At 71.6% G+C, this 23,540-nt stretch carries 20 protein-coding genes; 18 read left to right on the top strand and 2 right to left on the bottom strand.

The features are described from left to right. Positions 1–32: 32 nt before the first annotated feature. The 12 genes from O7602_RS24905 to O7602_RS24850 all read left to right on the top strand — a co-directional run bounded on the left by O7602_RS24905 (position 33) and on the right by O7602_RS24850 (position 15,074). The gene (locus tag O7602_RS24905) at positions 33–1,286 is read left to right on the top strand and encodes a maltose ABC transporter substrate-binding protein (protein ID WP_281585034.1); all 1,254 of its coding nucleotides are present in this window, start codon (positions 33–35) and stop codon (positions 1,284–1,286) included. Continuing rightward, positions 1,286–2,914, top strand: coding sequence for an ABC transporter permease subunit (locus O7602_RS24900; RefSeq protein WP_281585033.1), 1,629 nt, complete (start codon positions 1,286–1,288; stop codon positions 2,912–2,914). Before O7602_RS24905 ends, O7602_RS24900 begins: the two co-directional genes overlap by 1 nt. Next, a complete protein-coding gene (locus tag O7602_RS24895) occupies positions 2,911–3,795 on the top strand; it encodes a sugar ABC transporter permease (protein WP_281585032.1) in 885 nt (294 codons plus the stop codon). Before O7602_RS24900 ends, O7602_RS24895 begins: the two co-directional genes overlap by 4 nt. Before the next feature lie 141 nt (positions 3,796–3,936). Then, a complete protein-coding gene (locus O7602_RS24890; protein ID WP_281585031.1) occupies positions 3,937–5,748 on the top strand; it encodes a glycoside hydrolase family 13 protein in 1,812 nt (603 codons plus the stop codon). 147 nt (positions 5,749–5,895) lie between these two features. Beyond that, positions 5,896–6,237 (top strand): hypothetical protein, encoded by a 342-nt coding sequence (locus O7602_RS24885; protein ID WP_281585030.1) that lies wholly within the window; start codon positions 5,896–5,898, stop codon positions 6,235–6,237. Between the two features lie 276 nt (positions 6,238–6,513). Further along, positions 6,514–7,584 (top strand): BMP family ABC transporter substrate-binding protein, encoded by a 1,071-nt coding sequence (locus tag O7602_RS24880; RefSeq protein ID WP_281590508.1) that lies wholly within the window; start codon positions 6,514–6,516, stop codon positions 7,582–7,584. 78 nt (positions 7,585–7,662) lie between these two features. Next, the gene (locus O7602_RS24875) at positions 7,663–9,429 is read left to right on the top strand and encodes an ABC transporter ATP-binding protein (RefSeq protein ID WP_348651297.1); all 1,767 of its coding nucleotides are present in this window, start codon (positions 7,663–7,665) and stop codon (positions 9,427–9,429) included. Next, positions 9,426–10,784 (top strand): ABC transporter permease, encoded by a 1,359-nt coding sequence (locus O7602_RS24870; protein WP_281585029.1) that lies wholly within the window; start codon positions 9,426–9,428, stop codon positions 10,782–10,784. The genes O7602_RS24875 and O7602_RS24870 overlap by 4 nt, the downstream gene beginning before the upstream one ends. 2 nt (positions 10,785–10,786) lie before the next feature. Beyond that, on the top strand, positions 10,787–12,067 hold the full coding sequence (locus O7602_RS24865; RefSeq protein WP_281585028.1) for an ABC transporter permease: 1,281 nt from the start codon (positions 10,787–10,789) through the stop codon (positions 12,065–12,067). Between the two features lie 92 nt (positions 12,068–12,159). Then, positions 12,160–12,873: a cytidine deaminase gene (locus O7602_RS24860; RefSeq protein WP_281585027.1), complete on the top strand. Its 714-nt coding sequence runs from the start codon at positions 12,160–12,162 to the stop codon at positions 12,871–12,873. Between the two features lie 142 nt (positions 12,874–13,015). After that, entirely contained in the window at positions 13,016–14,296 is a 1,281-nt protein-coding gene (locus O7602_RS24855; RefSeq protein WP_281585026.1) for a thymidine phosphorylase, read from the top strand. Between the two features lie 97 nt (positions 14,297–14,393). After that, positions 14,394–15,074, top strand: coding sequence for a DUF4272 domain-containing protein (locus O7602_RS24850; protein WP_281585025.1), 681 nt, complete (start codon positions 14,394–14,396; stop codon positions 15,072–15,074). Here O7602_RS24850 and O7602_RS24845 read toward each other — a convergent pair. Beyond that, positions 15,071–15,922 (bottom strand): putative RNA methyltransferase, encoded by an 852-nt coding sequence (locus O7602_RS24845; protein WP_281590504.1) that lies wholly within the window; start codon positions 15,920–15,922, stop codon positions 15,071–15,073. The genes O7602_RS24850 and O7602_RS24845 overlap by 4 nt on opposite strands. Before the next feature lie 62 nt (positions 15,923–15,984). Here O7602_RS24845 and O7602_RS24840 point away from each other — a divergent pair, with 62 nt between their 5' ends. Together O7602_RS24840 and O7602_RS24835 are read left to right on the top strand one after the other, a co-directional pair. Then, on the top strand, positions 15,985–16,404 hold the full coding sequence (locus O7602_RS24840) for a PPOX class F420-dependent oxidoreductase (RefSeq protein WP_281585024.1): 420 nt from the start codon (positions 15,985–15,987) through the stop codon (positions 16,402–16,404). 34 nt (positions 16,405–16,438) lie between these two features. Then, positions 16,439–17,515: an adenosine deaminase gene (locus tag O7602_RS24835; RefSeq protein WP_281585023.1), complete on the top strand. Its 1,077-nt coding sequence runs from the start codon at positions 16,439–16,441 to the stop codon at positions 17,513–17,515. Here O7602_RS24835 and O7602_RS24830 read toward each other — a convergent pair whose 3' ends face one another. Next, positions 17,516–17,854, bottom strand: coding sequence for a hypothetical protein (locus tag O7602_RS24830; protein WP_281585022.1), 339 nt, complete (start codon positions 17,852–17,854; stop codon positions 17,516–17,518). A gap of 459 nt (positions 17,855–18,313) precedes the next feature. On the opposite strand from O7602_RS24830, the gene O7602_RS24825 reads away from it, so the two are divergent. The 4 genes from O7602_RS24825 to O7602_RS24810 all read left to right on the top strand — a co-directional run bounded on the left by O7602_RS24825 (position 18,314) and on the right by O7602_RS24810 (position 23,486). After that, complete coding sequence (locus O7602_RS24825) at positions 18,314–22,012, top strand: nitrate- and nitrite sensing domain-containing protein (protein WP_281585021.1); 3,699 nt, start codon at positions 18,314–18,316, stop codon at positions 22,010–22,012. Then, positions 22,009–22,413 carry a roadblock/LC7 domain-containing protein gene (locus O7602_RS24820; RefSeq protein WP_281585020.1) on the top strand — a complete coding sequence of 135 codons (405 nt, stop codon included), beginning with the start codon at positions 22,009–22,011 and terminating at the stop codon, positions 22,411–22,413. The genes O7602_RS24825 and O7602_RS24820 overlap by 4 nt, the downstream gene beginning before the upstream one ends. A 100-nt stretch (positions 22,414–22,513) precedes the next feature. Next, positions 22,514–22,891 carry a DUF742 domain-containing protein gene (locus O7602_RS24815; RefSeq protein WP_123242533.1) on the top strand — a complete coding sequence of 126 codons (378 nt, stop codon included), beginning with the start codon at positions 22,514–22,516 and terminating at the stop codon, positions 22,889–22,891. A 1-nt stretch (position 22,892) separates the two neighbouring features. Further along, entirely contained in the window at positions 22,893–23,486 is a 594-nt protein-coding gene (locus O7602_RS24810; protein ID WP_281585019.1) for an ATP/GTP-binding protein, read from the top strand. Positions 23,487–23,540: the final 54 nt, after the last annotated feature.

Raw genomic sequence — 23,540 nt, 5'->3', positions numbered from 1 at the left:
CCCGGCGTGCCGCCATGACGACAGGAGTACCGATGCGCATCCGTACCGCGGGTGTGGTCGCCGCCCTCGGCCTGGCGCTCGCCGCGTCCGGCTGTGGTGACAGCGGCAGCGACAAACCGGCCGCCGAGCAGTCCGCCAGCAAGGCGACCGGCGGCAAGCTGGTCATCTGGGCCGACGACAAGCGCACCGCCGCCCTCAAGCCGTTCGCCGAGGAGTTCGGCACGGAGAACGGCGTCACCGTCGAGGTCCAGGCCGTCTCCAAGGACCTGCAGACCAACTTCGTCACCGCCTCCCAGCAGGGCAGCGGCCCGGACGTCGTGGTCGGCGCGCACGACTGGATCGGCAACCTGGTCCAGAACGGCGCCATCGACCCGGTCCAGCTCCCGGCCGAGCAGAAGAGCGGCTTCAACGAGACCGCGATCAAGGCCGTCACGTTCAACGGTCAGCTCTACGGCGTGCCCTACGCCACCGAGAACGTCGCGCTGATCCGCAACACCGAGCTGGCCCCCGAGGCGCCGAAGACCATCGAGGACCTGGTGGCCGCCGGCAAGAAGCTCAAGGCGCAGAAGAAGGCGAGCGAGATCCTCTGCCTCCAGTCCGGCCAGAACGGCGACGCGTACCACATCTACCCGCTGTACTCCTCGGCCGGCGGCTACCTGTTCGGCACCGCCGCCAACGGCGACTACGACCCGACGGACCTGGGCGTGGGCAAGCCGGAGTCGATCGCCGCGTTCCAGAAGATCGCGAAGCTCGGCGAGAAGGGCGAGGGCGCGCTGAAGCGGTCCATCACCCCGGAGAACTCGATCTCCACCTTCACCGGCAAGAAGTGCGCCTTCCTGGTCTCCGGCCCGTGGGCCGTCGCCGACGCCAAGAAGGCCGGCATCAAGTACGACATCTCCCCGGTCCCCGGCTTCGCCGGCGGCAAGGAGGCCCAGCCGTTCGTGGGCGTCCAGGCGTTCTACGTCGCCGCCAAGGGCAAGAACAAGGCCCTGGCCCAGGAGTTCGTCACCAACTACGTGACCAAGCCCGAGCTGGCCGTCGCGCTGTACCGGGCCGAGCCGCGCCCGCCGGCGCTGACCGCCGCCTTCGACCAGGTCAAGGGCGAGGACGCGGACCTGGCCAAGTTCTCCGAGGCCGGCAGGAACGGCCAGGTGCTCCCGGCGATCCCGGCCATGGCCGCGATCTGGGACCCGTTCGGCAAGGCCGAGGCCGCCGTCATCGGTGGCGCCGACCCGGCCAGGACGATCACGGCCGCCGGCAAGACCATCCAGGGTCAGATCAAGTAATGAGCGCGCCGCTGTCCGGCCCGGGGTCCAGGCGGACCCCGGGCCGGGAGCCCGCCCCGGGCACGTCCCGTACCGCGCGGAACCACGCGCCGATCACCGCGACCGGCCTCGTCGTCAAGGTGGTCCTGCTCGGCCTGGTGGCCGGGATCGCGATCTGGGCGGCGTTCCCGCTCGTCGAGGCCGAGCACTGGATCGGGCTGGCCGCCCTGGTCGCCACCACCGTCGCGCTGTTCTACCTCTACCTGGGCCGCCGACACATCCCGGCCAAGTATCTGGTCCCCGGCACGCTCTTCCTCGTCGCCTTCCAGATCCTCCCGGTGCTGTTCACCGCGAGCACCGCGTTCACGAACTACGGTGACGGCCACCGGGGCAGCAAGGCCGACGCGGTGGTCGCCATCCAGACGTCCTCGGTGAAACAGGTTCCCGGCTCGACCGAGTACGCCCTCACCATCGCCACGAAGGGCGACCCGGCGACCGGCGCCCTGGTCTTCCTGCTCAGTGACCCGAAGAGCAAGGAGGTCTTCGCCGGCGACGCGGGCGGGCTGCGTCCGCTCGACGCCGGCGCGGTCACCGTCAGCAGCCTCAGCGGCAGGATCACCGCGGCCGACGGCTACACCGTGCTGAACATCGGGCAGGCCAGCAGCCGCAGCGACGCCGTCACCGCGCTGATCGTGCCCACCGACGCCGGCGCCATCCGCTCCAACGGCCTCACCCGGGCCTACGAGGGCAAGGCGGCCCGGGCGTACGACGCGGGCTGCGACTGCGTCACCGACAGCGAGAGCGGCCGGACGTGGACCGCCGACGAGAAGGTCGGCTCCTTCGTCGCCGCCGACGGGGAACGGCTCACCCAGGGCTGGAAGGTGAACGTCGGGTTGGAGAACTTCGGCGCGGTGCTCACCGACCCGAACATCTCCGGGCCGTTCTTCGGCACGCTGGCCTGGAACTTCGCGTTCGCGATCGGCTCCACCGGCCTCACGTTCCTGCTCGGCATGGCCATCGCGCTCGCGCTGCACTCGCACCGGATGCGGGGCACCAACGTCTACCGGGTGCTGCTGATCCTCCCGTACGCCATGCCGTCGTTCGCGATGCTGCTGGTCTGGCGGGACATGTTCAACACGGACTTCGGCCTGCTGAACAACCTGTTCGGGCTGGACGTCGACTGGTTCGGCGGCACCTGGTCGGCGCGGATCGCGGTGCTGCTGGTGCAGCTCTGGCTCGGCTATCCGTACATGTTCCTGGTGGCCACCGGCGCGCTCCAGGCCATCCCGCGGGAGCTGACCGAGGCCACCTCGGTCGACGGCGCCAGCCCCTGGCAGTCGTTCCGGGCGGTCACCCTGCCGCTGCTGCTGGTGGCGCTCTCGCCGCTGCTGATCGCGTCGTTCGCGTTCAACTTCAACAACGTCAACGCGATCCTGTTCACCACCGAGGGCGGGCCGTTCGCGCCGGACAACCCGCGTAACGGCGCCACCGACCTGCTGATCACGTACACCTATCGGCTGGCGTTCGGCGCGCAGGGCGCGGAGTACGGCCTGGCCGCCACCGTCTCGATCTTCATCTTCGCGATCGTGGCGACGGTGTCGGCGATCAGCTTCCGGCGCACCCGCAAGCAGGAGGAGGTGTACTCGTGACAGGCATCGCGGAAACGCCGGCCGCCCGTCGGTCGCGCAACAGGTGGTTCGCGCAGGTGGGCTGGCGGCATCTGGTCGGGGTGCTGGCGGTGCTGTTCAGCCTCTTCCCGATCATGTTCGTGATCTCCGCGGCGCTCAACCCGCTCGGCACGCTCTCCTCCACCGAGCTGCTGCCGACCGGGGCGTCGCTGGAGAACTTCACCAACCTGTTCGACCGGACCGCGTTCGGCCACTGGTTCCTCAACTCGCTGCTGCTGGCGGGCGTGGCCAGTTTCGCGTCGATCTTCCTGTCGGCGCTTGCCGCGTACGCGTTCTCCCGGATGCGGTTCGCCGGGCGGCGGGTCGGCCTGCTCACGCTGCTGCTGATCCAGATGTTCCCGCAGTTCCTGGCCATCGTGGCGATCTTCCTGATCTTCACCACGATCACCGATCTCTATCCGGGCATCGGCTTCAACACCCCGTGGGGCCTGTTCCTGCTCTACATGGGTGGCGCGCTGGGGGCCAACACCTGGCTGATGAAGGGTTTCTTCGACACGCTGCCGAAGGAACTGGACGAGTCGGCGACCATGGACGGCGCCTCGCACGTGCAGGTGTTCTTCCGGATCATGCTGCCGCTGGTGGCGCCGATCCTGGCGGTGACCGGCCTGCTCGCGTTCATCGGGTCGATCAACGAGTTCATCATCGCCAACGTGTTCCTCACCGACACCGAGTCGAAGACCCTCGCCGTCGGCATGTACGGCCTGGTGGCCGGTGAACGCAACAACAACTTCGGGATGTTCGCGGCGGGCACGCTGCTCACCGCGATCCCCACGGTGCTGGTGTTCCAACTGCTCCAGCGCTACATCGTCTCCGGCCTCACCTCCGGAGCGGTCAAGGGCTGAGCCTCCTCGGCTCACGCTGCGGCAAGGGCGTCGTGTCGGCGTACACCGGAGCGGTTCTCGGGCGGACCGCCGCGGTCGGGTGAACCGACCGCGGCGGGTGCCCGCCCCACTCCCTGTCGGTACGACGCGAAAGGCCGCACCATGTCCCTCCAGCCGCACCACGACGGATCCGCCACCTACGTGCCGGAGCAGGAGCCCGCGCTCGGGCAGACCGTCCCCGTGTTCGTCCGGGTGCCCGTCGGCGCCGGCGTCGATCAGGTGTACCTGCGCACCACCGGCGACGGCGAGCCGCGCTTCGCCGCGGCGGTGGTCGACCGCACCGCCGGCGGCGACGTGTGGTGGCGGGCCGAGGTCGAGGTCCGCAACCCGGTCAGCAACTACCGCTTCCTGCTCGACGGCGCCGCCGGCGCCCGCTGGCTGAACGCGGCCGGCACGGCCGGCCACGACGTGCCGGACCACGGCGACTTCAAGCTGGTCAGCCACGCGCCGCCGCCGGCCTGGGCCCGGGACGCGGTGATCTACCAGATCTTCCCGGACCGGTTCGCCCGCTCCGCCGCCGCGGACGGCCGCCCCGCGCCGGACTGGGCCATTCCGTGCGACTGGGACACGCCGGTCATCGGGCGCGGCCCGGAGACGTCCCGCCAGTTCTACGGCGGCGACCTCGACGGGATCACCGAGCGCCTGGACCACCTGGAGCGCCTCGGCGTCAACACGGTCTACCTCACGCCGATCTTCCCGGCCCGTTCCAACCACAGGTACGACGCATCAAGCTTCGACACCGTCGACCCGCTGCTCGGCGGCGACGCGGCGCTGGTCCGGCTCGCCGACGCGGTACGCGCCCGGGGCTGGCGGCTGGTCGGCGACATCACCAGCAACCACACCGGCGACGCCCACACGTGGTTCACCGACGCCGTCTCCGACGTGCACGCGCCGGAACGGGAGCTGTACTACTTCGACCTCCCCGGCTCCGACTACGAGTCGTGGAACGGGGTCACGTCGCTGCCGAAGCTCAACTGGGGCAGCGCGGAGCTGCGCCACCGCTTCGCCACCGCCGAGGACTCGCTTCTGCGCCGCTGGCTGCGCCCGCCGTACGGGCTGGACGGCTGGCGGGTGGACGTGGCGAACATGACCGGCCGGCGGGGCGCGGACGCGTACACCCACGAGGTGGCGCGGCTGCTCCGCGAGGTGGTCGCGCAGACCCGGCCGGACGCGCTGCTGCTCGCCGAGCACGGCCACGACCACACCGGTGACCTGGACCGCGACGGCTGGCACGGGACCATGAACTACGTCGGCTTCACCGACCCGGTGTGGTCCTGGCTGCGCGCCGGCGACGATCCGGTGCCGAACTTCCTCGGCACGCCCGGCGGGGTGCGGCGGCGGGACGCGGACGCGGTGCTGGCCACCATGAACGCCTACCGGTCGCTGGTGTCCTGGCGGTCGTACACGCACTCCTGGCAGCTCCTCGGCTCGCACGACTCGGCCCGGATCCGCACCGTGGTCGGCGACGCGGCCCGGCAGGAGGTGGCCGCCGGGCTGCTCGCCACCATGCCCGGCACGCCCGTGGTCTTCGCCGGTGACGAGCTGGGGCTCACCGGCACGAACGGGGAGGGGTCGCGTACCCCGATGCCGTGGCACCGGCCGGAGAGCTGGGACCGGCGCACGTTCGAGGCGTACCGGTCACTGCTGGCGCTGCGCCGCGACGAGCCGGCGCTGCGGCACGGCGGCCTGCGGTGGGTGTACGCCGACGCGGACACGCTCGTCTTCCTCCGGGAGGCGCCGACCGGCACGGTGCTGGCGCTGGCCCGCCGCGCCCCCGGCGTCCCGGTGCATCTGCCGGGCCTGCCCGCCGCCGACAACATCTACGGCGGCGCGCCCGCGCTGCACCCGAACGCCCCCCTCCCCGCCGACGGCCCCACCTTCCAGCTCTGGCGTGCAAGGAGGGGCCCCGCTTAACGCATTCTGCATAGCAGGGGCCCCCGCTTAACACCTGAGCCCGTGTGAGCGCCGGCGAGGTAGGTGGTGCCGGCGGAGGTCACGGTATGACGGCACCTCGCCGGCCCCACTACTACACGGCGTCGTTGATGAGAGAGGATGGGCGGCGTGGAAGCTCTTCGACTGATCCTTCTCTACGTCCATCTGATCGGTTTCGCGCTGCTGCTCGGCGGCGGGATCGCCCAGTACGTCACCGGTCGCCTGCGGATCAACGCGGCCATGCTGTGGGGGTCGGTGATCCAGATCCTGACCGGTCTCGGACTGTCCGCGCCCCTGCGCGACGGCGACGAGCCGGCCCCGGCGAAGCTTGTTACCAAGTTGGTGCTCGCGCTGCTCATCTTCGTCATGGTTTTCTTCTCCCGTAAGCGGGAGTCCGTGCACCGTGGCCACTTCCTCGCGATCATCGGGTTGACGCTGCTCAACGCGGCGGTCGCGGTGTTCTGGCGATAGGCCGCCGGGCACCCGGAAGGTCCCGGAAAGCGGACGTTCGGGACACGTGCGCGCACGCCTACCAGCCCGATTAGTGATCTGCCCCACGCAAGGGTTACACCGGGGTAACGGACGCTCAACAGTCGTGCACGATTGTCGGCCGGTGGGTGGGCGCGGGCGTACGCTCCCGTCCGTAACGTGGGACGCCGGCGGCACACCGCAGGCCGGCGCAAGGGCTGCCACCGCGCACGACGCGGTCGGCAATGGGAAGGAGACGTCTTGCGCTCTGTGCGTGGGATGCGGATCGCCTCCGCCTTCGTGGCGGGTGGCCTCGTGCTGGGCGCCGCCGCTTGTGGTGAGGCCCCCGACGACAACAACGACGCCGGTGACACCGGCGGCAAGAAGTACAGCGCCTGCATGGTGACCGACGTCGGCGGTATCGACGACAAGTCCTTCAACACCTCCGCCTGGAAGGGCCTTCAGGAGGCGCAGAAGGAGAACGACAACATCGAGATCAAGAACGTCCAGTCGAAGGCCGAGGCGGACTACGAGGTCAACCTGACCGGGTTCGTCAACCAGAAGTGCGACTTCATCCTGGCCGTCGGTGGCCTGATGCAGGACGCCACCAAGAAGGCCGCCGCGGCGAACCCGAACCAGCAGTTCGGGATCGTGGACGCCAACCCAGGCGTGGCGAACGTCTACCCGATGCAGTTCGACACCGCGCAGGCCGCGTTCCAGGCCGGCTACCTGGCCGCCGGGATGAGCAAGACCGGCAAGGTGGGCACCTACGGCGGCCTGCCGATCCCGCCGGTCACCATCTTCATGGACGGTTTCGCCGACGGCGTGGCCTACTACAACAAGGCCAAGAGCAAGAACGTCCAGGTGCTGGGCTGGGACAAGGCCACCCAGAAGGGTTCCTTCACCAACGACTTCGTCAAGCAGGACGAGGGCAAGAAGGTCTCCGACGCGCTTGTCGCCCAGGGCGCCGACATCGTCATGCCGGTCGCCGGCGGCTCCGGCCTCGGCACCACCGCCGCGGCCAAGGCCTCCGGCGGCAAGTACTCGGTCGTCTGGGTGGACGTCGACGGCTGCGAGAGCACCCCGGACTGCTCCGCGATCCTGACCACGGTCGTCAAGAACATCCCGGAGGCCGTCAAGGAGGCCGTGCTGAAGGCCGCCGGTGGCGAGAAGCTCCAGTCCACCCCGGGCTTCGTGGGCACGCTGGCCAACTCCGGCGTCTCGATCGCGCCGTACCACGACTTCGACAGCAAGGTCCCGGCGGACCTGAAGGCCGAGGTCGACAAGATCAAGGCGGACATCTCCGCCGGCACCATCACGGTCACCTCGAAGGCCCAGCCGACCAAGTGACCGCTCCGCCGCCCGCCACGGTGAGATCATCGGCAGCGGGGCCGGCGGGCGCCAGGTAGCACGATCCGGCCGTCCCGGGTGTACGGGGTCCGAACCCCGCGCCCGGGGCGGCCGGTCACCTTGATCGCCCACCCGGCGTGGTGGCCGCGTGGCAGTCGCTACGCGGCACCATCGCTCGCACTCCAGGAGGTTGCGCTGAGACTCGAACTGCGCGGCATCACCAAGCGGTTCGGTGATCTGGTCGCCAACGACCACATCGACCTCACGGTGGAGCCTGGAGAGATCCACGCCCTGCTCGGCGAGAACGGCGCCGGCAAGTCGACCCTGATGAACGTGCTCTACGGGCTCTACCAGCCGGACGAGGGCGAGATCCTGGTCGACGGGAAGCCGCTGAAGCTGAGGGGCCCGTCGGACGCGATCGCCGCCGGGATCGGCATGGTGCACCAGCACTTCATGCTGGTGCCGGTCTTCACCGTGGCCGAGAACGTGATGCTCGGCGCCGAGCGGGTCACGGTGCCCTTCGCCGGCCTCCTGGACCGCCGCCGGGCCCGGCGTGAGGTGGCCGAGGTCTCCGAGCGGTACAACCTCCGGGTCGATCCGGACGCGGTGATCGAGGACCTGCCGGTCGGCATCCAGCAGCGGGTGGAGATCGTCAAGGCGCTCACCCGCGACGTCGACCTGCTCATCCTCGACGAGCCGACGGCCGTGCTCACCCCGCAGGAGACCGACGAGCTGCTCACCGTCATGCGGTCGCTCAAGGCCGCCGGCAAGTCGATCGTGTTCATCACCCACAAGCTGGGCGAGGTGAAGGCGATCGCGGACCGGATCACCGTGATCCGGCGCGGGCGGACGGTCGGCACCGCCGAGCCGAGCGCCAGCCGGGACGAGCTGGCCGCGCTGATGGTCGGCCGCAACGTGCGGCTGACCGTGGACAAGCAGCCCGCCCAGCCGGGCGGGCCGGTCCTGGAGGTCGCCGGCCTGGTCGTCGACGACGACCGGCAGGTACGCGCCGTCGACGGCGTCGACCTGACCGTGTACGCCGGTGAGGTGCTCGGCGTCGCGGGCGTGCAGGGCAACGGACAGACCGAGCTGATCGAGGCGATCATGGGGCTGCGCCCGACGCTCGCCGGTACGGTCCGCCTCGACGGCGATTCGACGAAGGGCTGGTCCACCAAGAAGGTGCTCCGTGCCGGCGTCGGCTACGTGCCCGAGGACCGCAGCGTCGACGGTCTGGTCAAGGAGTTCTCCGTCGCGGAGAACCTGGTGCTTGACATCTACGACCGCCCGCCGTTCGGCCGGGGCCTGTCGCTGAAGCCGGACGAGATCGCGAAGTCGGCGAAGGAGCGGATCGACCAGTTCGACGTCCGCACCTCGTCGGCGGACGCGTCGGTGGGCACGCTCTCCGGCGGCAACCAGCAGAAGGTGATCGTGGCCCGGGAGCTGTCCCGGCCGCTGAAGCTCCTCATCGCCGCCCAACCCACCCGCGGCGTGGACGTCGGCTCGATCGAGTTCATCCACAGCCAGGTGGTCCGGGAGCGGGACGCCGGCACCGCGGTCATGGTGGTCTCCAGCGAGCTGGACGAGGTGATCGGCCTGGCCGACCGGATCGCGGTGATGTACCGCGGCCGGGTCATCGGCATCGTCGGCCCGGACACCCCACGCGAGGAGATCGGCCTGCTGATGGCCGGCATCACCCCCGACACCGCGGCCACGCCCCCGAACGCGGGCGACGCCGCCACCCCGGACACCGCGGCCACGCCCTCGAACGCGGGCGACGCCGCGACCCCGAACGCGGGCGACGCCGCCCCGGCCCCCGAGGGCCCCAGTAACGAGGACGAGGCATGACGAACCCGAACCCGGCGTCGGGCTCCCCGGACAAGGAGCCGGCGACCGAGTCGCAGGAGGCGCGCGCCGAAGCCCGGGCGACGCCGACCGCGCCGTCCGGCGACACCGAGCAACCGGCGACCACCACCGCGACGAAGCAGCCGCCGGCCGAGCCGGCCCGGCCCAGCCTGGGCCGGCTCTTCCTGGACAACCTCTGGGCCGCCAACACGGTGACCGTCACCGTGCTCGCGGTCGTGCTCGCCATGCTTGTCGGCGCCGTGCTGATCATCGTTTCCGACCCGGACGTGCTGGCCACCTACGGCTACATCACCGCCCGCCCGGCGGACGCGCTGAACGCGAGTTGGAACGTGGTCAGCGAGGCGTACGCGAACCTGTTCAAGGGTGCGATCTTCGACCCGGACGCGGTCGGCTTCACCGCCGCGATGGGTCCGATCTCGGAGACGCTCACCTACGCCGCGCCGCTGGTGTTCACCGGCCTGTCGGTGGCGCTCGCCTTCCGCGGCGGCCTGTTCAACATCGGCGCCCAGGGCCAGGCGACCATCGGTGTCATCCTGGCCGCCGTCGCCGGCTTCGCGCTGCCGCTGCCGCCCGGGGTGCACCTGCTGGTGGCGCTGATCGCCGGCGCGCTCGGCGGCGCGCTCTGGGGCTTCGTACCGGGCATCCTCAAGGCACGCACCGGCGCCCACGAGGTGATCAACACGATCATGCTCAACTACGTGGCGGTCTACTTCCTGTCCTGGATCATCGTCCAGAACGGGGTGCAGAACCCGAACCGGTCGGACGCGATCAGCAAGCCGGTCGAGTCCTCCGCGCAACTTCCCCGGCTGCTCGGCGACAACCTGCGGGTGCACGCCGGCATCCTGCTCGCGGTGCTTGCCACCTGGTTCGTCGCGTGGCTGCTCAACCGCTCCACGCTCGGCTTCGAGCTGCGCGCGGTGGGCGCCAACCCGGACGCGGCCCGCACCGCGGGCATCAGCGTGACCAAGACGTACGTGCTGGTGATGGTCGTCGCCGGTCTGCTGGCCGGCCTCGGCGGCTCGAACATGGTGCTCGGTTCCACCGCTACCGCGCTGACCCCGCTCGTGGTCGCGCAGATCGGCTTCGACGGCATCCTGGTCGCGCTGCTGGGCCGGGTGAAACCGTGGGGGGTGTTGCTGGCGGCGTTGCTGTTCGGGGCGCTCCAGGCCGGCGGCAACCGGATGCAGTCGTACTCCGGGATCTCGCTTGAGCTGGTCACCGTGCTCCAGGCCCTCATCGTCATCTTCATCGCCGCGCCCGCCCTGGTGAAGGCGATCTTCCAGCTCCGGGCGGCCCGCGCCGCCCGGCTGCAGACGAGCCTCGCGAAGGGCTGGTGAGCATGTCCACCACCGCTGTCCCGGACGTCGCGGTCACCGCGGTCGACGAGGGTTTCTGGACGCGCGCCCGGAAGGCCGGCGCCGTCCTGCTGGCGCTTGGCGTGCTCGCGACGGTGCTGTTCGGCGCGCTCGCCACCGACCAGCAGGCCCGCTTCACGCTCAGCGAGACCGAGGGCGGGGCCGCCCTGGCGATCAACGGCACGGTCGGCGCGATCCTGTTCGGGGTCGTCGCCGCCGCGGCCGGAGCCGCCCTCCTCGCCGGCGTGCCCAAGCGCTGGTTCACGCTGCTGCTCGGCGCCGGGCTGGTCGCCTTCGTGCTGAGCTTCCTGTGCTGGCAGGTCTCCGCCGCGCCCGAGGGGCGCAACTTCATGCCGCTTGTCAACGTGGTGCGCGGGACGTTCATCCTGGCGCTGCCGTTGACCTTCGGCGCGCTGGCCGGGGTGCTCTGTGAGCGTTCCGGCGTGGTGAACGTGGCGATCGAGGGCCAGATGCTGATGGGCGCGTTCTCCGGCGCGCTGTTCGGCAGCATCTCCGGCAACGTCTGGGTGGGCCTGGTGGCCGCCGCGATCGGCGGCGCGTTCATCTCGCTGCTGCTCGCCGTGTTCGCCATCCGCTACCTGGTCGACCAGGTGGTCATGGGCATCGTGCTCAACCTGCTGGCGGTCGGCGTCACCGGCTTCCTCTACGAGCGGTTGATGGCGACCGACGCGGAGAAGTACAACAGCGCGCCCCGGTTCAGCAACTGGGAGATCCCGCTGCTGAAGGACATCCCGCTGCTCGGTCCGGCGCTGTTCCGGGGCAACATCTTCCTCTACCTCGGCCTGCTGCTGGTGCTGGTCATCCACCTGGCGCTGTTCCGGACCCGGTGGGGTCTGCGGACCCGCTCGGTGGGCGAGCACCCGACCGCCGCCGACACGGTCGGCGTGCGGGTGCTCGGGTTGCGCTACCGAAATGTGATCATGGCCGGTCTGGTGGCCGGCGTCGGTGGGGCGTCGTACACGCTGGCGCTCTACTCGTTCACCAAGAACATGATCGGCGGCAAGGGCTTCATCGCTCTGGCCGCGCTGATCTTCGGCCGGTGGAGCCCGACCGGCGCGCTGCTCGCGGCGCTCTTCTTCGGCTTCGCCGACCAGCTCGCCACCTATCTGGGCGCGATCGGCAGCAGCATTCCGGACCAGTTCCTGGCGATGCTGCCCTATCTGGCGACGATCCTGGCGGTGGCCGGGCTGGTCGGCAAGGTCCGGGCGCCGGCCGCCGACGGCAAGCCGTACGTCAAGGGCTGACCGCCCGCGACGCACCGTGCCCGGCGGGACAGACCCGCCGGGCACCGTTGTCTCCGACCACACCCGCGACCGATCGGCGTGAATTGGGCAGAATGGGAGTCGTGATGGAGATCGACTGGGAGCGGCTGCGGGCCGCCGCCACCGAGGTGATGCGGCACGCGTACGTGCCGTACTCGAAGTTCCCGGTCGGGGCCGCCGCCCTGGTCGACGACGGCCGCGTGGTGGTCGGCTGCAACGTGGAGAACGCCGCGTACGGCGTGGTGCTCTGCGCCGAGTGCGGCGTGGTCTCCTCGCTGCACGCCACCGGCGGCGGCCGGATCGTGGCGCTGTCCTGCGTCGACGCGACCGGCGAGCCACTGATGCCGTGCGGCAGGTGCCGGCAGCTGCTCTGGGAGCAGGGCGGGCCGGAGTGCCTGGTCGAGGCGAAGGGCGCCCCGCTGCGGATGGCCGAGCTGCTGCCGCACGCCTTCGACGTGGCCGACATCGAGGCGGTGACCGGCGAGCACCCGGTGCCCGTGGTGCCGGACCGGCTGGCCGCCTGGCGGGGCCGGGGCACCGTGTTCGTGCACCCCGACCTGTCGGACGGCCAGCAGGTCTGGACGGCGTACTGGGAGCGGTCGGCGGGGGACACCGAGGGCGCCGAGACCGGTGTGCTGGAGGAGGGCCCGACCTGGGACGATCCCACCGGGGCGATCGAGTGGGGGCTGGCGCGGACGCCGCGCGTGGTCGTGGTGGACGCGTCCGGCGCTATTTTCTGGGCCGGTGAGGGTGAGCCTCCTACGGAGATTCCGGTTCGCTGGGGTTGAGGTGGGGGCCTGGGCCGACCGTGCCCGGCTCCGGGCGGTCAGGCTTGATCCCTCCGCCGGGCACGGTCGGCCCAGGCCTGACGTGGTCACCGTTCGCGGGTCGGGTGGACCACGCACGCGCTATTACTGATTGGATCTTGTGGTGAGTGCTTTTACGGCGGTTGACGTCATTCGGGCGAAGCGGGACGGGGGTGAGCTGAGCGACGGGCAGATCGACTGGGTGGTGGACGCGTACACCCGGGGGCTGGTGGCCGACGAGCAGATGTCGGCGCTGGCGATGGCGATCCTGCTGCGTGGCATGACCGTGCCGGAGATCGCCCGCTGGACCGCCGCGATGATCGCCAGCGGCGAGCGGCTGGACCTGTCGTCGGTGGCCCGACCGACCGTGGACAAGCATTCCACGGGCGGCGTCGGCGACAAGATCACCCTGCCGTTGACCCCGCTCGTCGCGGCGTGCGGCGCGGCGGTCCCGCAGCTCTCCGGCCGCGGGCTCGGCCACACCGGCGGCACGCTGGACAAGCTGGAGTCGATCCCGGGCTGGCGGGCGGCGCTCACCAACGACGAGTTCATCGCCCAGCTCGGCGACGTCGGCGCGGTGATCTGCGCGGCCGGTGACGGGCTCGCGCCGGCCGACCGCAAGCTGTACGCGCTGCGCGACGTCACCGGCACCGTCGAGGCGATTCCGCTGATCGCCAGCTCGATCATGAGCAAGAAGATCGCCGAGGGCACCGGCGCGCTGGTGCTCGACGTCAAGGTGGGCTCCGGCGCCTTCATGAAGAACGCCGACGACGCCCGCGAGCTGGCCCGCACCATGGTCGAGTTGGGCGGCGCGCACGGGGTGCGCACGGTTGCCCTGCTCACCGAGATGTCCACCCCGCTGGGCCGGGCCGTCGGCAACGCGGTCGAGGTGACCGAGTCGGTGGAGGTGCTGGCCGGTGGCGGCCCGGCCGACGTGGTGGAGCTGACGCTGGCCCTGGCCCGGGAGATGCTCGATGCCGCCGGCCTGCCGGACACCGATCCGGCCGCCGCGTTGCGCGACGGCCGGGCCATGGACGCGTGGCGCGCGATGATCCGGGCGCAGGGCGGCGACCCGGACGCCCCGATGCCGACCGCGAACGAGGTCGAGCTGGTCACCGCGGCGGAGAACGGCTGGGTGACCGAGGTCGACGCGTACGCGATCGGGGTGGCCGCCTGGCGGCTCGGCGCCGGGCGGGCCCGCAAGGAGGACCCGGTGAGCATCCCGGCCGGCGTGGTGCTGCACAAACGCCCCGGCGACCAGGTGCGCGTGGGTGACCCGCTGTTCGAGCTGCGCGCCGAGCACGCCGAGCGGATTCCGGCCGCGCTCGACGAGGCACGCCTGGCGGTCCGGGTGGCGCCGACGGCCCCGGCCGGCACGCCGCTTGTCATCGAACGGATCGGGTGACCGGCCGGCCATGGTGCCGGCCCGGTCGGAGCCGCTATCCTCGCAGGCCAGGGGGACCGACCGGCAACGAGCCGAGGCGAGCAGACAAGGACTGACCTTGCGCGTATCCGCTCCCGACCCCCGGGCCGTCCGTGAGGCGAGCCTCGACGAGCTGTCCCGGCTGGGTCTTCCGCTGCCGCCGCCGCAGTTCCCGCTGGTCTGGGAGCCGGGCGACGAGATCGAGCTACGCCCGACGCCGGATATCGAGGCCCGGATAGCGGTGCTGCACGTGATCCTGGCCCGCTGCTTCGGGATGCCCGCGCAGGCGGCGATGGGCTGGCTGCTGGAGTCGCACCTGGTGGAGATGGTGACGCCGCCGGAGTGGCAGTTCGTGATGGGCGGCCGGGGCGATCACCGCTCGTTCGTGCTGCACCACGACGCGCTCTTCTCGCTTGCCTGGGTGCTCGGCCTGGCCAAGCAACTGGACCCGACCGTGCCGGTGGACGAGCGCCTGGTCGAGCGGATGCCGAACCTGGTCACGGGCGAGACGTTCCCGCAGTGGCGGGCCCGCATCCTGGCCGCTCCGCAGCATCCCGCCGACGCCGCCGCCCTGCTCGACCTGCACTACTGCCTGGACTGGGCCTACCTGGAGACCGAGCGGGCCGGCCAGGCGCTGCCCGGGCTCGTGGACGCGAACGCGATCGGGCAGCGCCGGTGGGCGCTGGAGTGGGCGGTGGTGCTGCGTGGGCCGTACCACGACGAGCCGCCGGGCTGGGAAGAGGTCGACCTGTCGACCTAACGGGGGCGGTGTGTGCCGAGCCGGACGGCGAGCGTGACAGGCGTCGGCTCGGGCAGCGCGGCGATCCGCGCGGCGAGCCGTTCCGGGTCGGCGTGCCAGGCGCTGGGACCCATTCCGACAAGCGTGGTGACCTCGGTGCGGGTCAGCGCCAGCCGGGCCCGGTGCTCGGTGGCGGACTCCTCGACGAAGTGCCCGCCCAGACTGCCGGCGACCCGGTCGGCCTTGGCCGGGTCCACCCGCAGCAGGTCGAGCGCCTCGACCAGTTCGCCGAGGTGGTCGGGGGTCGGGGTGACCAAAAGCAGCGCGCCGTCCGGGTCGAGCACCCGGTGGAACTCCGGGCCGTTGCGCGGCGCGAAGACGTTCAGCAGCACGGCGGTGGACCGGTCGGCCAGGGGCAGCCGCTGCCAGGTGTCGGCGAGCGCGGCGGCGGCCCGCGGGTGCGCCCGGGCCGCGCGACGCAGCGCCGGCTTGGAGACGTCCAGGGCCAGGCCGGCGGCGTCCGGCAGCGCCGCAAGCACCGCGGCGAGGTAGTGCCCGGTCCCGGCGCCGGGCTCCACCACCAGGGGGTACGGGTCGTCGGGCGCGACCGCCGTCGCGGCGGCGGCGAGTGCGGCGGCCACGGTGTCGTAGTGGCCGGCGGCGAGGAAGTCGGCCCGGGCGGCGACCATCTCCGCGTTGTCCCCGCTGTGCGGGGCCCGGCCGGCGAGCAGGTTGACGTATCCCTGCCGGGCGGTGTCGAAGCTGTGCCGGCGCGGGCAGCGCAGCGCGCGGGTGGTGCCGGCGGTGGTCTCGGCCAGCGGCTCGCCGCAGACCGGGCAGCGCAGCCGCGCCAGCACCGACGGGAGCAGAGTGGGATCGGCCACGCCGAAGATCCTATTCCTGCGGCCCGACGACGGATCTAGATTGAGGCATGGCAACCAGTGAGCGACTGTGGGAACTGTTCGGATCACACGGTCGCGGGGTCCTGGCCACCCTGCGCCGCGACGGCCGCCCCCAGCTCTCCAACCTCGACTACCTGGCCGAGCCGGGCCTGATCCGGTGCTCCACCACGGGCGACCGGGCGAAGGTGCGCAACCTACGCCGCGACCCCCGGGCCAGCTTCCACGTGACCACCGCCGACGGCGGGGCGTACGCGGTGGCCGAGGGCACTGTGACGCTGACCTCGCCGGCCGCCGCGACCGACGACGCGACGGTCGAGGAGCTGGTCGAGGTCTATCGCCGGATCCGCGGCGAGCATCCCGACTGGGCGGACTACCGGGCCGCCATGGTCGCCGACGGCCGCCTGGTGCTGCGCCTGGCGGTCGAGCGGGTGTACGGCTGGCGGCCCTGACCCGGCCGGCACCATCGGTGACTAGGGTCTGGGCATGGTCGCAATCTCGTACGAGGACATCGTCAAGGTCCCGAAGGCGCTGCTGCACGATCACCTCGACGGCGGCCTGCGGCCCGCGACGATCGTCGAGCTGGCCGCCGAGGCCGACCACGAGCTGCCCACCACCGACGCGGAAGCGCTCGGTCGCTGGTTCGCCGAGGCGGCGAACTCCGGCTCGCTGGAGCGCTACCTGGAGACGTTCGCGCACACCGTGGCCGTGATGCAGACCGCGCCGGCGTTACGCCGGGTGGCTCGGGAGTGCGCGCTGGACCTGGCCGCCGACGGCGTCGTCTACGCCGAGGTCCGGTTCGCGCCCGAGCAGCACCTGGAGCGGAACCTGACCCTGGACGAGGTGGTCGAGGCGGTGGTCACCGGGTTCCGGGAGGGCAGCGCGCTGGCCGGCGAGGCGGGCACGCCCATCCGGATCGGCACCCTGCTCACCGCGATGCGGCACGCGGCCCGCTCGCAGGAGATCGCCGAGCTGTCCGTGCGGCACCGGGACACCGGCGTGGTCGGCTTCGACATCGCCGGCGCCGAGGCCGGTTTCCCGCCCACCCGGCACCTGGACGCGTTCGAATACCTCCAGCGGGAGAACTTCCACTTCACCATCCACGCCGGCGAGGCGTTCGGGCTGCCATCGATCTGGCAGGCGATCCAGTGGTGCGGCGCGGACCGGCTGGGCCACGGCGTCCGCATCGTCGACGACATCGTTCCGGGCAACCCGCCCGCGTTGGGTCGGCTGGCCGCGTACGTGCGGGACAAACGGATCCCGTTGGAGCTGTGCCCGTCGTCGAACGTGCAGACCGGCGCGGCGGCGTCGATCGCCGACCATCCGATCGGGCTGCTGCGCGACCTGCGCTTCCGGGTGACGGTCAACACCGACAACCGGCTGATGAGCGGCACCTCGATGTCCCGGGAGATGGCGCTGCTGGTGGAGGCGTTCGGCTACGGCTGGAAGGAGCTCCAGTGGTTCACCATCAACGCGATGAAGAGCGCCTTCATCCCGTTCGACGAGCGTCTGCGGATCATCGATGAGGTGATCAAGCCGGCGTACGCGAAGCTGATCGGCTGATCACGACCGGTGCGGGTGGCCGGCGAGCAGGGCGGCCACTCCGCGCAGCACCTCCCGGGCCCGGGCCGCCTCCGCGCCGAGCCCGGTCTGCCGGCGCAGCACGGCCGGTTCGGCCCGCAGCAGGGTGATTCCGCGCCGGACCAGCACCCGGGGCGCCTTGCGTTGCTCGGCGAGGTCCCGGGCGAGCCGGCGCAGGAACGTCGCGCCGCGCGGGCGGCGCAGCGCGTACGCCCCGGCGAGCAGCCCACGGCGTCGGCACTCGGCGACGATCTCGGCCGCGAAGATCCCTTCGGCCACGAAGATCGGCGATCCGTCGACGACAAATGGCCGGGTAGCCACCCTCCGGTCCGCGCCGATCGCATAAACCGGCACTTCGGCCTTGCCCTCCCGGGCCAATCGGGCAATGGTTTCCACCGCCGTGTCCGCGTCCCAGGACAAGGGAGACTCCCAGTCGACCTGTCCGTTTCGTCGCGGGCACGTAGGGTCATCGCCGTCCTTGTAGAAGTCGTCCAGACACAGCACCGGAAGCCCGGTTCGGTGTGCTATGTACGACTTTCCCGAGCCGGATGGCCCGGCGAGGAGGACGACGCGGTGCGGATGATCCATAACCTTCAGTGACTCCGGCCGGACAGATTGCTATCAAATTGCATCAACATCTCATCACACCTTCGGTGAGGGACAACCTGGGCTTTCTCTTTACCGGGCGGCGTGATGGAATCTCGGAGGTCCGACCCGCCGGGTCGGACGCTCGGCGTTGCCCGCAGGTGACGTCGGACGCGGTTTTGCGAGGGCGGTGACGTGAGCAAACGGCCAACGACGGCGGGCTCTTTCCTGTCGCGGCTGAGCCGGCCGGCGAGCCGGCTGCGCGACATGCCGATCTGGTCCAAGCTCGGTCTGATCATGATCGTGCCGACCATCGCCACGGTCGTGGTGGGCACAAGCGGTCTGGTCGACCACCTGGAGACGCTCAACAGCGCCAACCGTGCCGGTGACCTGGCCAGCCTGATCGGATACTCGGGCGACCTGGCCGACACGATGCAGGACGAGCGGGTCGGCTCGGTGCTCTTCCTCGGTGCGCGGGAGACCCAGACCCGGGCGCAGTACCAGGAGGCGTACAACCGGGCCAACCAGCGGGTGGACCAGGCGAAGGGCCCCTACTCGCGGCAGCGTGGCGAGATCAGTGACCTGCCACGCAACTTCGAGGTCCGGCTGAACGAGATCGACGACCAGCTCAAGGACCTGCCGGCCACCCGTAGCCAGGTGCTGAACGGCAAGCTCAAGATCGACGAGGCGGAGAAGGCGTACGAGCGCCTGATCAACGACCTGCTGTCGATCCGCGACTCGGCCACCCAGCTCGCCGGCGACAACGACCTCAGCGACCGGATGCGCGCCGCCGCCGCGGTGGCCCGGCAGAAGGAATACCTGGCCCAGCGCCGGGTGGTCGTGCACCAGGCGCTCACCCAGAACCAGTACAGTCCGGCGCTGCGCGAGCAGTTCATCGCCAGCGGCACCGCCCAGGCCCAGGCGCTCGCGACCTTCCGGTCCGTCGCCACCCCCGCCGACTCCGAGTTCTTCGACCAGACCGTCGAGGGTCCCGACCTGCGCAAGGCGGACAACCTCACCGGCTTCATGTCGGCGAACAACAGCGGCTCGATGGCGAACGCGCCGTTCGGGCCGGACCAGTGGGACCAGGCCATGGTCGGCAACGCCAAGCTGCTCCGCGCGGTCGAGTCACGGCTCGACAGCAACGTGGTCCAGCGGGCCGACGAGCTCCGCTCGGACACGCAGCGCCAGGTGTTCCTCGAGACCGGCCTGCTGCTCACCATGCTGCTGCTGGCCATCCTCTTCGCCTACCTGGTCGCCCGCTCGATGGCCCGCTCGCTGCGCGACCTGCGTCAGGGCGCCCTCTCGGTGGCCCAGTACGGCCTGCCGCAGGCGGTGGCCCGGCTGCGTGACCCGCAGGTGACCGGCCAGCTCTCCCCGGTGCAGCTGGCAAACCAGATCGCCGAGCCGCTGCCGGTACGCAGCAAGGACGAGTTCGGCCAGGTGACCGAGGCGTTCAACGCGGTCCACCTGGAGGCGGTCCGGACCGCGGCCGAGCAGGCCGCCCTGCGCGCCTCCGTCGCGACCATGTTCGTCAACCTGGCCCGCCGCTCGCAGATCCTGGTCGACCGGCTGATCGGCCACCTCGACCGGCTGGAGCGCGGCGAGGAGGACCCGGACCGCCTGGCCGAGCTGTTCCAGCTCGACCACCTGGCCACCCGGATGCGCCGCAACGACGAGAACCTGCTGGTCCTCGCCGGCGCGGACTCCACCCGCGTGCAGCGTGAGCCGGCCGCCCTGATCGACGTGCTCCGAGCCGCCCAGTCCGAGGTCGAGCACTACACCCGGATCGAGTTCGGCGTGATCGACCGGGACATCGAGGTCGCCGCGCACGCGGTCAACGACCTGGTGCACCTGGTCGCCGAGCTGTTCGACAACGCCACCGCCTTCTCCCCGCCGGACTCGCACGTCATGGTCGAGGCCCGCCGGGTCGGCGACCGTGCCTCGCTCTACGTCGAGGACCGCGGCATCGGCATCAGCGCCGACCAGCTGCACGACCTGAACGAGCGCCTGGCCACGCCGCCGCAGGTGGACGTGGCGGTCTCCCGGATGATGGGCCTCGTCGTGGTCGCCCGGCTGGCGGCCCGGCACGCCGTCAAGGTCGAGCTGCGGCCGGCCGCCGACCGGGGCACCGTCGCCGACGTCACGCTGCCCACCACGGTCCTGGTGCCGCGCGCCCTGGCCGGTCGCGGGATGCCTGGGCCGGCCCTCCCGGCCGCCGGCCCGCAGCAGGGCGGCCCGGCGCCGGCCTTCGGCGCCGGCCCGGCACCTGCCTTCGGCGCACTGGCCGCGCTCGGCAACGGCCCGCACACCCCGCCGCCGTCGCACCCCGGCGCCTCCGGCAACCAGGTCACGCTCGGCGGCCGGTCCTTCGACCCGGGCCACCGCAACGGCGCCGGCACCCCGGCCAACGCCGGTGCCGGTCGTGCCATGCCGGCGTGGTCCGACCTGACCGGGGCGAACCCGAGCGGCGGTGACGGCTACCCGCCGCGGTCGGCGAACGGCCAGTCCATCGACCCGCTGCCCCAGCGGCGTCACCCGGGCGAGGGCGACCCGGCGACCGGCGGCCAGCAGCCGACCATCCCACGGCAGCTGCCCAGCAGCCCCGAGGCCCGGCCGTACAATCCGCCGCCGGTGTCCGCGCCGCCGGTCCCGCCGGTGTCCGCGCCGCCGCTGCCGCCGGTGTCCGGCACCCCGTTCCCAGGGTTCTCGGGCCGTCCGGTCTCGGCCGCGCCGGTCTCCGGTCACCCGGTCTCGGGTGACCCGTACTCGGGCCGCCCGGGGGCGGACGACCCGTACTCGGGCCGCCCGGTCTCGGCCGCGCCGGTCTCGGGCAACCCACTTCCGACCCGGCCGGTGTCGGCCGCGCCGACCTCCGGCCAGCCCGCCGGTGGTTTCCCGGTGTCCGCGCCGCCGGCCGGCCAACTGCCGTCGCGCCCGGCTCCCGCGCCGCACGTGGGCGCCCCGCCGGTCTGGCCGCCGGTCGCCCCGGCCGAGCCGGCCCCGGCTCCGGCGACGCCGGAGCGGCAGTCCGCCAGCCTGGACATGACCACCGAGCTGCCCCGGGTCCCGCGCGCCGAGACCCAGCCGGCGGCTCCGGAGGCGGCGGCTCCGCAGCCGACCGCCGCCGCCCAACCGGCCGCCGCGCCGTCGACGCCGGCCCCCGCGGCGCGACCCGCCGCACCGCAGCCGGCCGGCAACCGCCAGCGGTACGCGGACGAGACGATGGAGCTGCCGATCTTCCGGGAGCTCGAGTCCGCCTGGTTCCGCACCCGCCGACCGGGGCCGAACGACGAGGCGCCGGCGACGGCACCGGCGCAGGCCGCGCCGGCGAACGGCGCCCCCACCCAGCAGTTCGCCAAGGTGGACACCGCCGGCCGGCCCGTACCGCAGACATCCGCGACGACAGGTAACACACCGATGGCGCAGACTCCGACAGCCGGCGGAGCGCCGCGGGACAACCGGGCGGCGAACGGCAACGGCCGTCCCGCGTACGCCGGAGGGTTGCCCACCCGGCAGCCGACGTCGCCGCAGCAGCCCGCACCGCAGCAGTCCTCGCCATGGCAGACCGCGGCCGACGACGGCTGGCGGGCCGCCTCGGCGGCCACCGAGGTCCCGGTCGCGGAGACCACCCAGAAGGGCCTGCCGAAGCGAACGCCGATGGCACAGCTCGTGCCGGGCAGCATCGACAAGCCGGCGCCGACCGTGCAGCGGCGGACGCCGGAGGCCGTACGGGGTCTGCTCTCGGCCTACCATCGAGGTGTCCAGCGGGGCCGCAACCACCCCACCGACAGCAACACGACCGGCCCGGAGGGCACTCCGGGCGGGCAGCAGTCCTCGCAGTCTGGCTCAGGCCCGGTGGCCGGGAGCGGGCAGAAGGAGCAACAAGGATGACTACTACGCAGGATCTCGGATGGCTGCTCGCCAACTTCGCCGACCGGGTGCCCGGGGTGGCGCACGCGGTCGCGGTCTCGGCCGACGGCCTGCTTCTGGCCTCGTCCCGTGACCTTCCGCGGGACCGCGCCGACCAGCTCGCGGCCATCTCCTCGGGTCTGGTCAGCCTGACCCAGGGCGCGGCGCGGTGCTTCGAAGGCGGGGCGGTGCTGCAGACAGTCGTCGAGATGGACAACGGCTTCCTGTTCCTGATGTCCATCTCCGACGGCTCGTCGTTCGCGGTGCTCGCGGCGCGGAGCTGCGACGTGGGTCAGGTCGGGTATGAGATGGCCCTGCTCGTCGACCGGGTGGGCGATGCCCTGACGCCACAGCCGCGCGCGGCTGTGGGGATGATGGGCTGAATGACGCGCTGGCCGGTGGGTCAGGAGCGGAAACAACGAGGACAGCGACGGATGTCACCGGGGCGAGCCGGTGCCGGGTACGAGGGAGGTGAACGGCCACATGGCGGATCGTGACGAACCAACCGGAGCGTTGGTGCGGCCGTACGCCGTGACCCGTGGTCGTACCCGTCCCCGGCTCGAAATCGCCCTGGAGGCGCTCGTCGAGACGACGGTGCGCGGCCGAGCAGTGGCCACCGGCAACGGGGGTCAAGGTCGCGAACACCAGTACATCGCCGCGTTGTGTGACGGACGTGTGCAGTCGCTCGCCGAAATCGCGGCGCGGATGCAGCTTCCGCTCGGCGTGGCCCGGGTGCTCATCGCCGACATGGCGACGGATGGCCTGGTCGCGGTGCACGAGCCGACCATTCTGGACGACTCCGACGACGCGGTGGGCACTGAATTGCTGGAGAGGGTGCTGAGTGGACTTCGCAGGCTCTGACATGTCGCACCGGGCGCCGGTGCCGAGCGGGCGCGTGACGTCAGCGAAGATTGTTATCGCCGGCGGGTTCGGCGTCGGCAAGACGACGCTGGTCGGCTCGGTCTCCGAGATCACGCCGCTGACCACGGAGGCGATCATGACCTCCGCGGGTGTGGGCGTCGATGACACCCGGCAGGTGCCGGGCAAGACGACGACCACGGTGGCCATGGACTTCGGTCGTATCTCGATCGACCGTGACCTGATCCTGTACCTCTTCGGTACGCCGGGTCAGACGCGGTTCTGGTTCATGTGGGACGAGTTGGTCCGGGGAGCCATCGGCGCGGTGGTGATGGTCGACACCCGCCGGCTCGCCGACTGCTTCGCCGCCATCGACTTCTTCGAGCACCGGCGGCTGCCCTACCTGATCGCCATCAACTGCTTCGACGGCATGCAGTACCACGACCCGCAGGACGTCCGGGACGCGCTGGCGATCTCCCGTGACGTGCCGGTGGTGCCCTGCGACGCCCGTAACCGGGAGTCGACGAAGCACGTGCTGATCTCGCTTGTCGAGTACGTGCTCACCATGCGGCGCTCGCGGGCCGTCGCACCCGCCTGACCGACGCGCGGAAGCGCCCGATGGCCGTGGGGCCACCGGGCGCTTCCTGCTGTT

The organism is Micromonospora sp. WMMD1128, from assembly GCF_027497235.1.
GTDB lineage: Bacteria > Actinomycetota > Actinomycetes > Mycobacteriales > Micromonosporaceae > Micromonospora.
The sequence above is the reverse complement of the archived record's forward strand: the minus strand, read 5'-3'. Positions and strand labels throughout refer to the sequence as shown.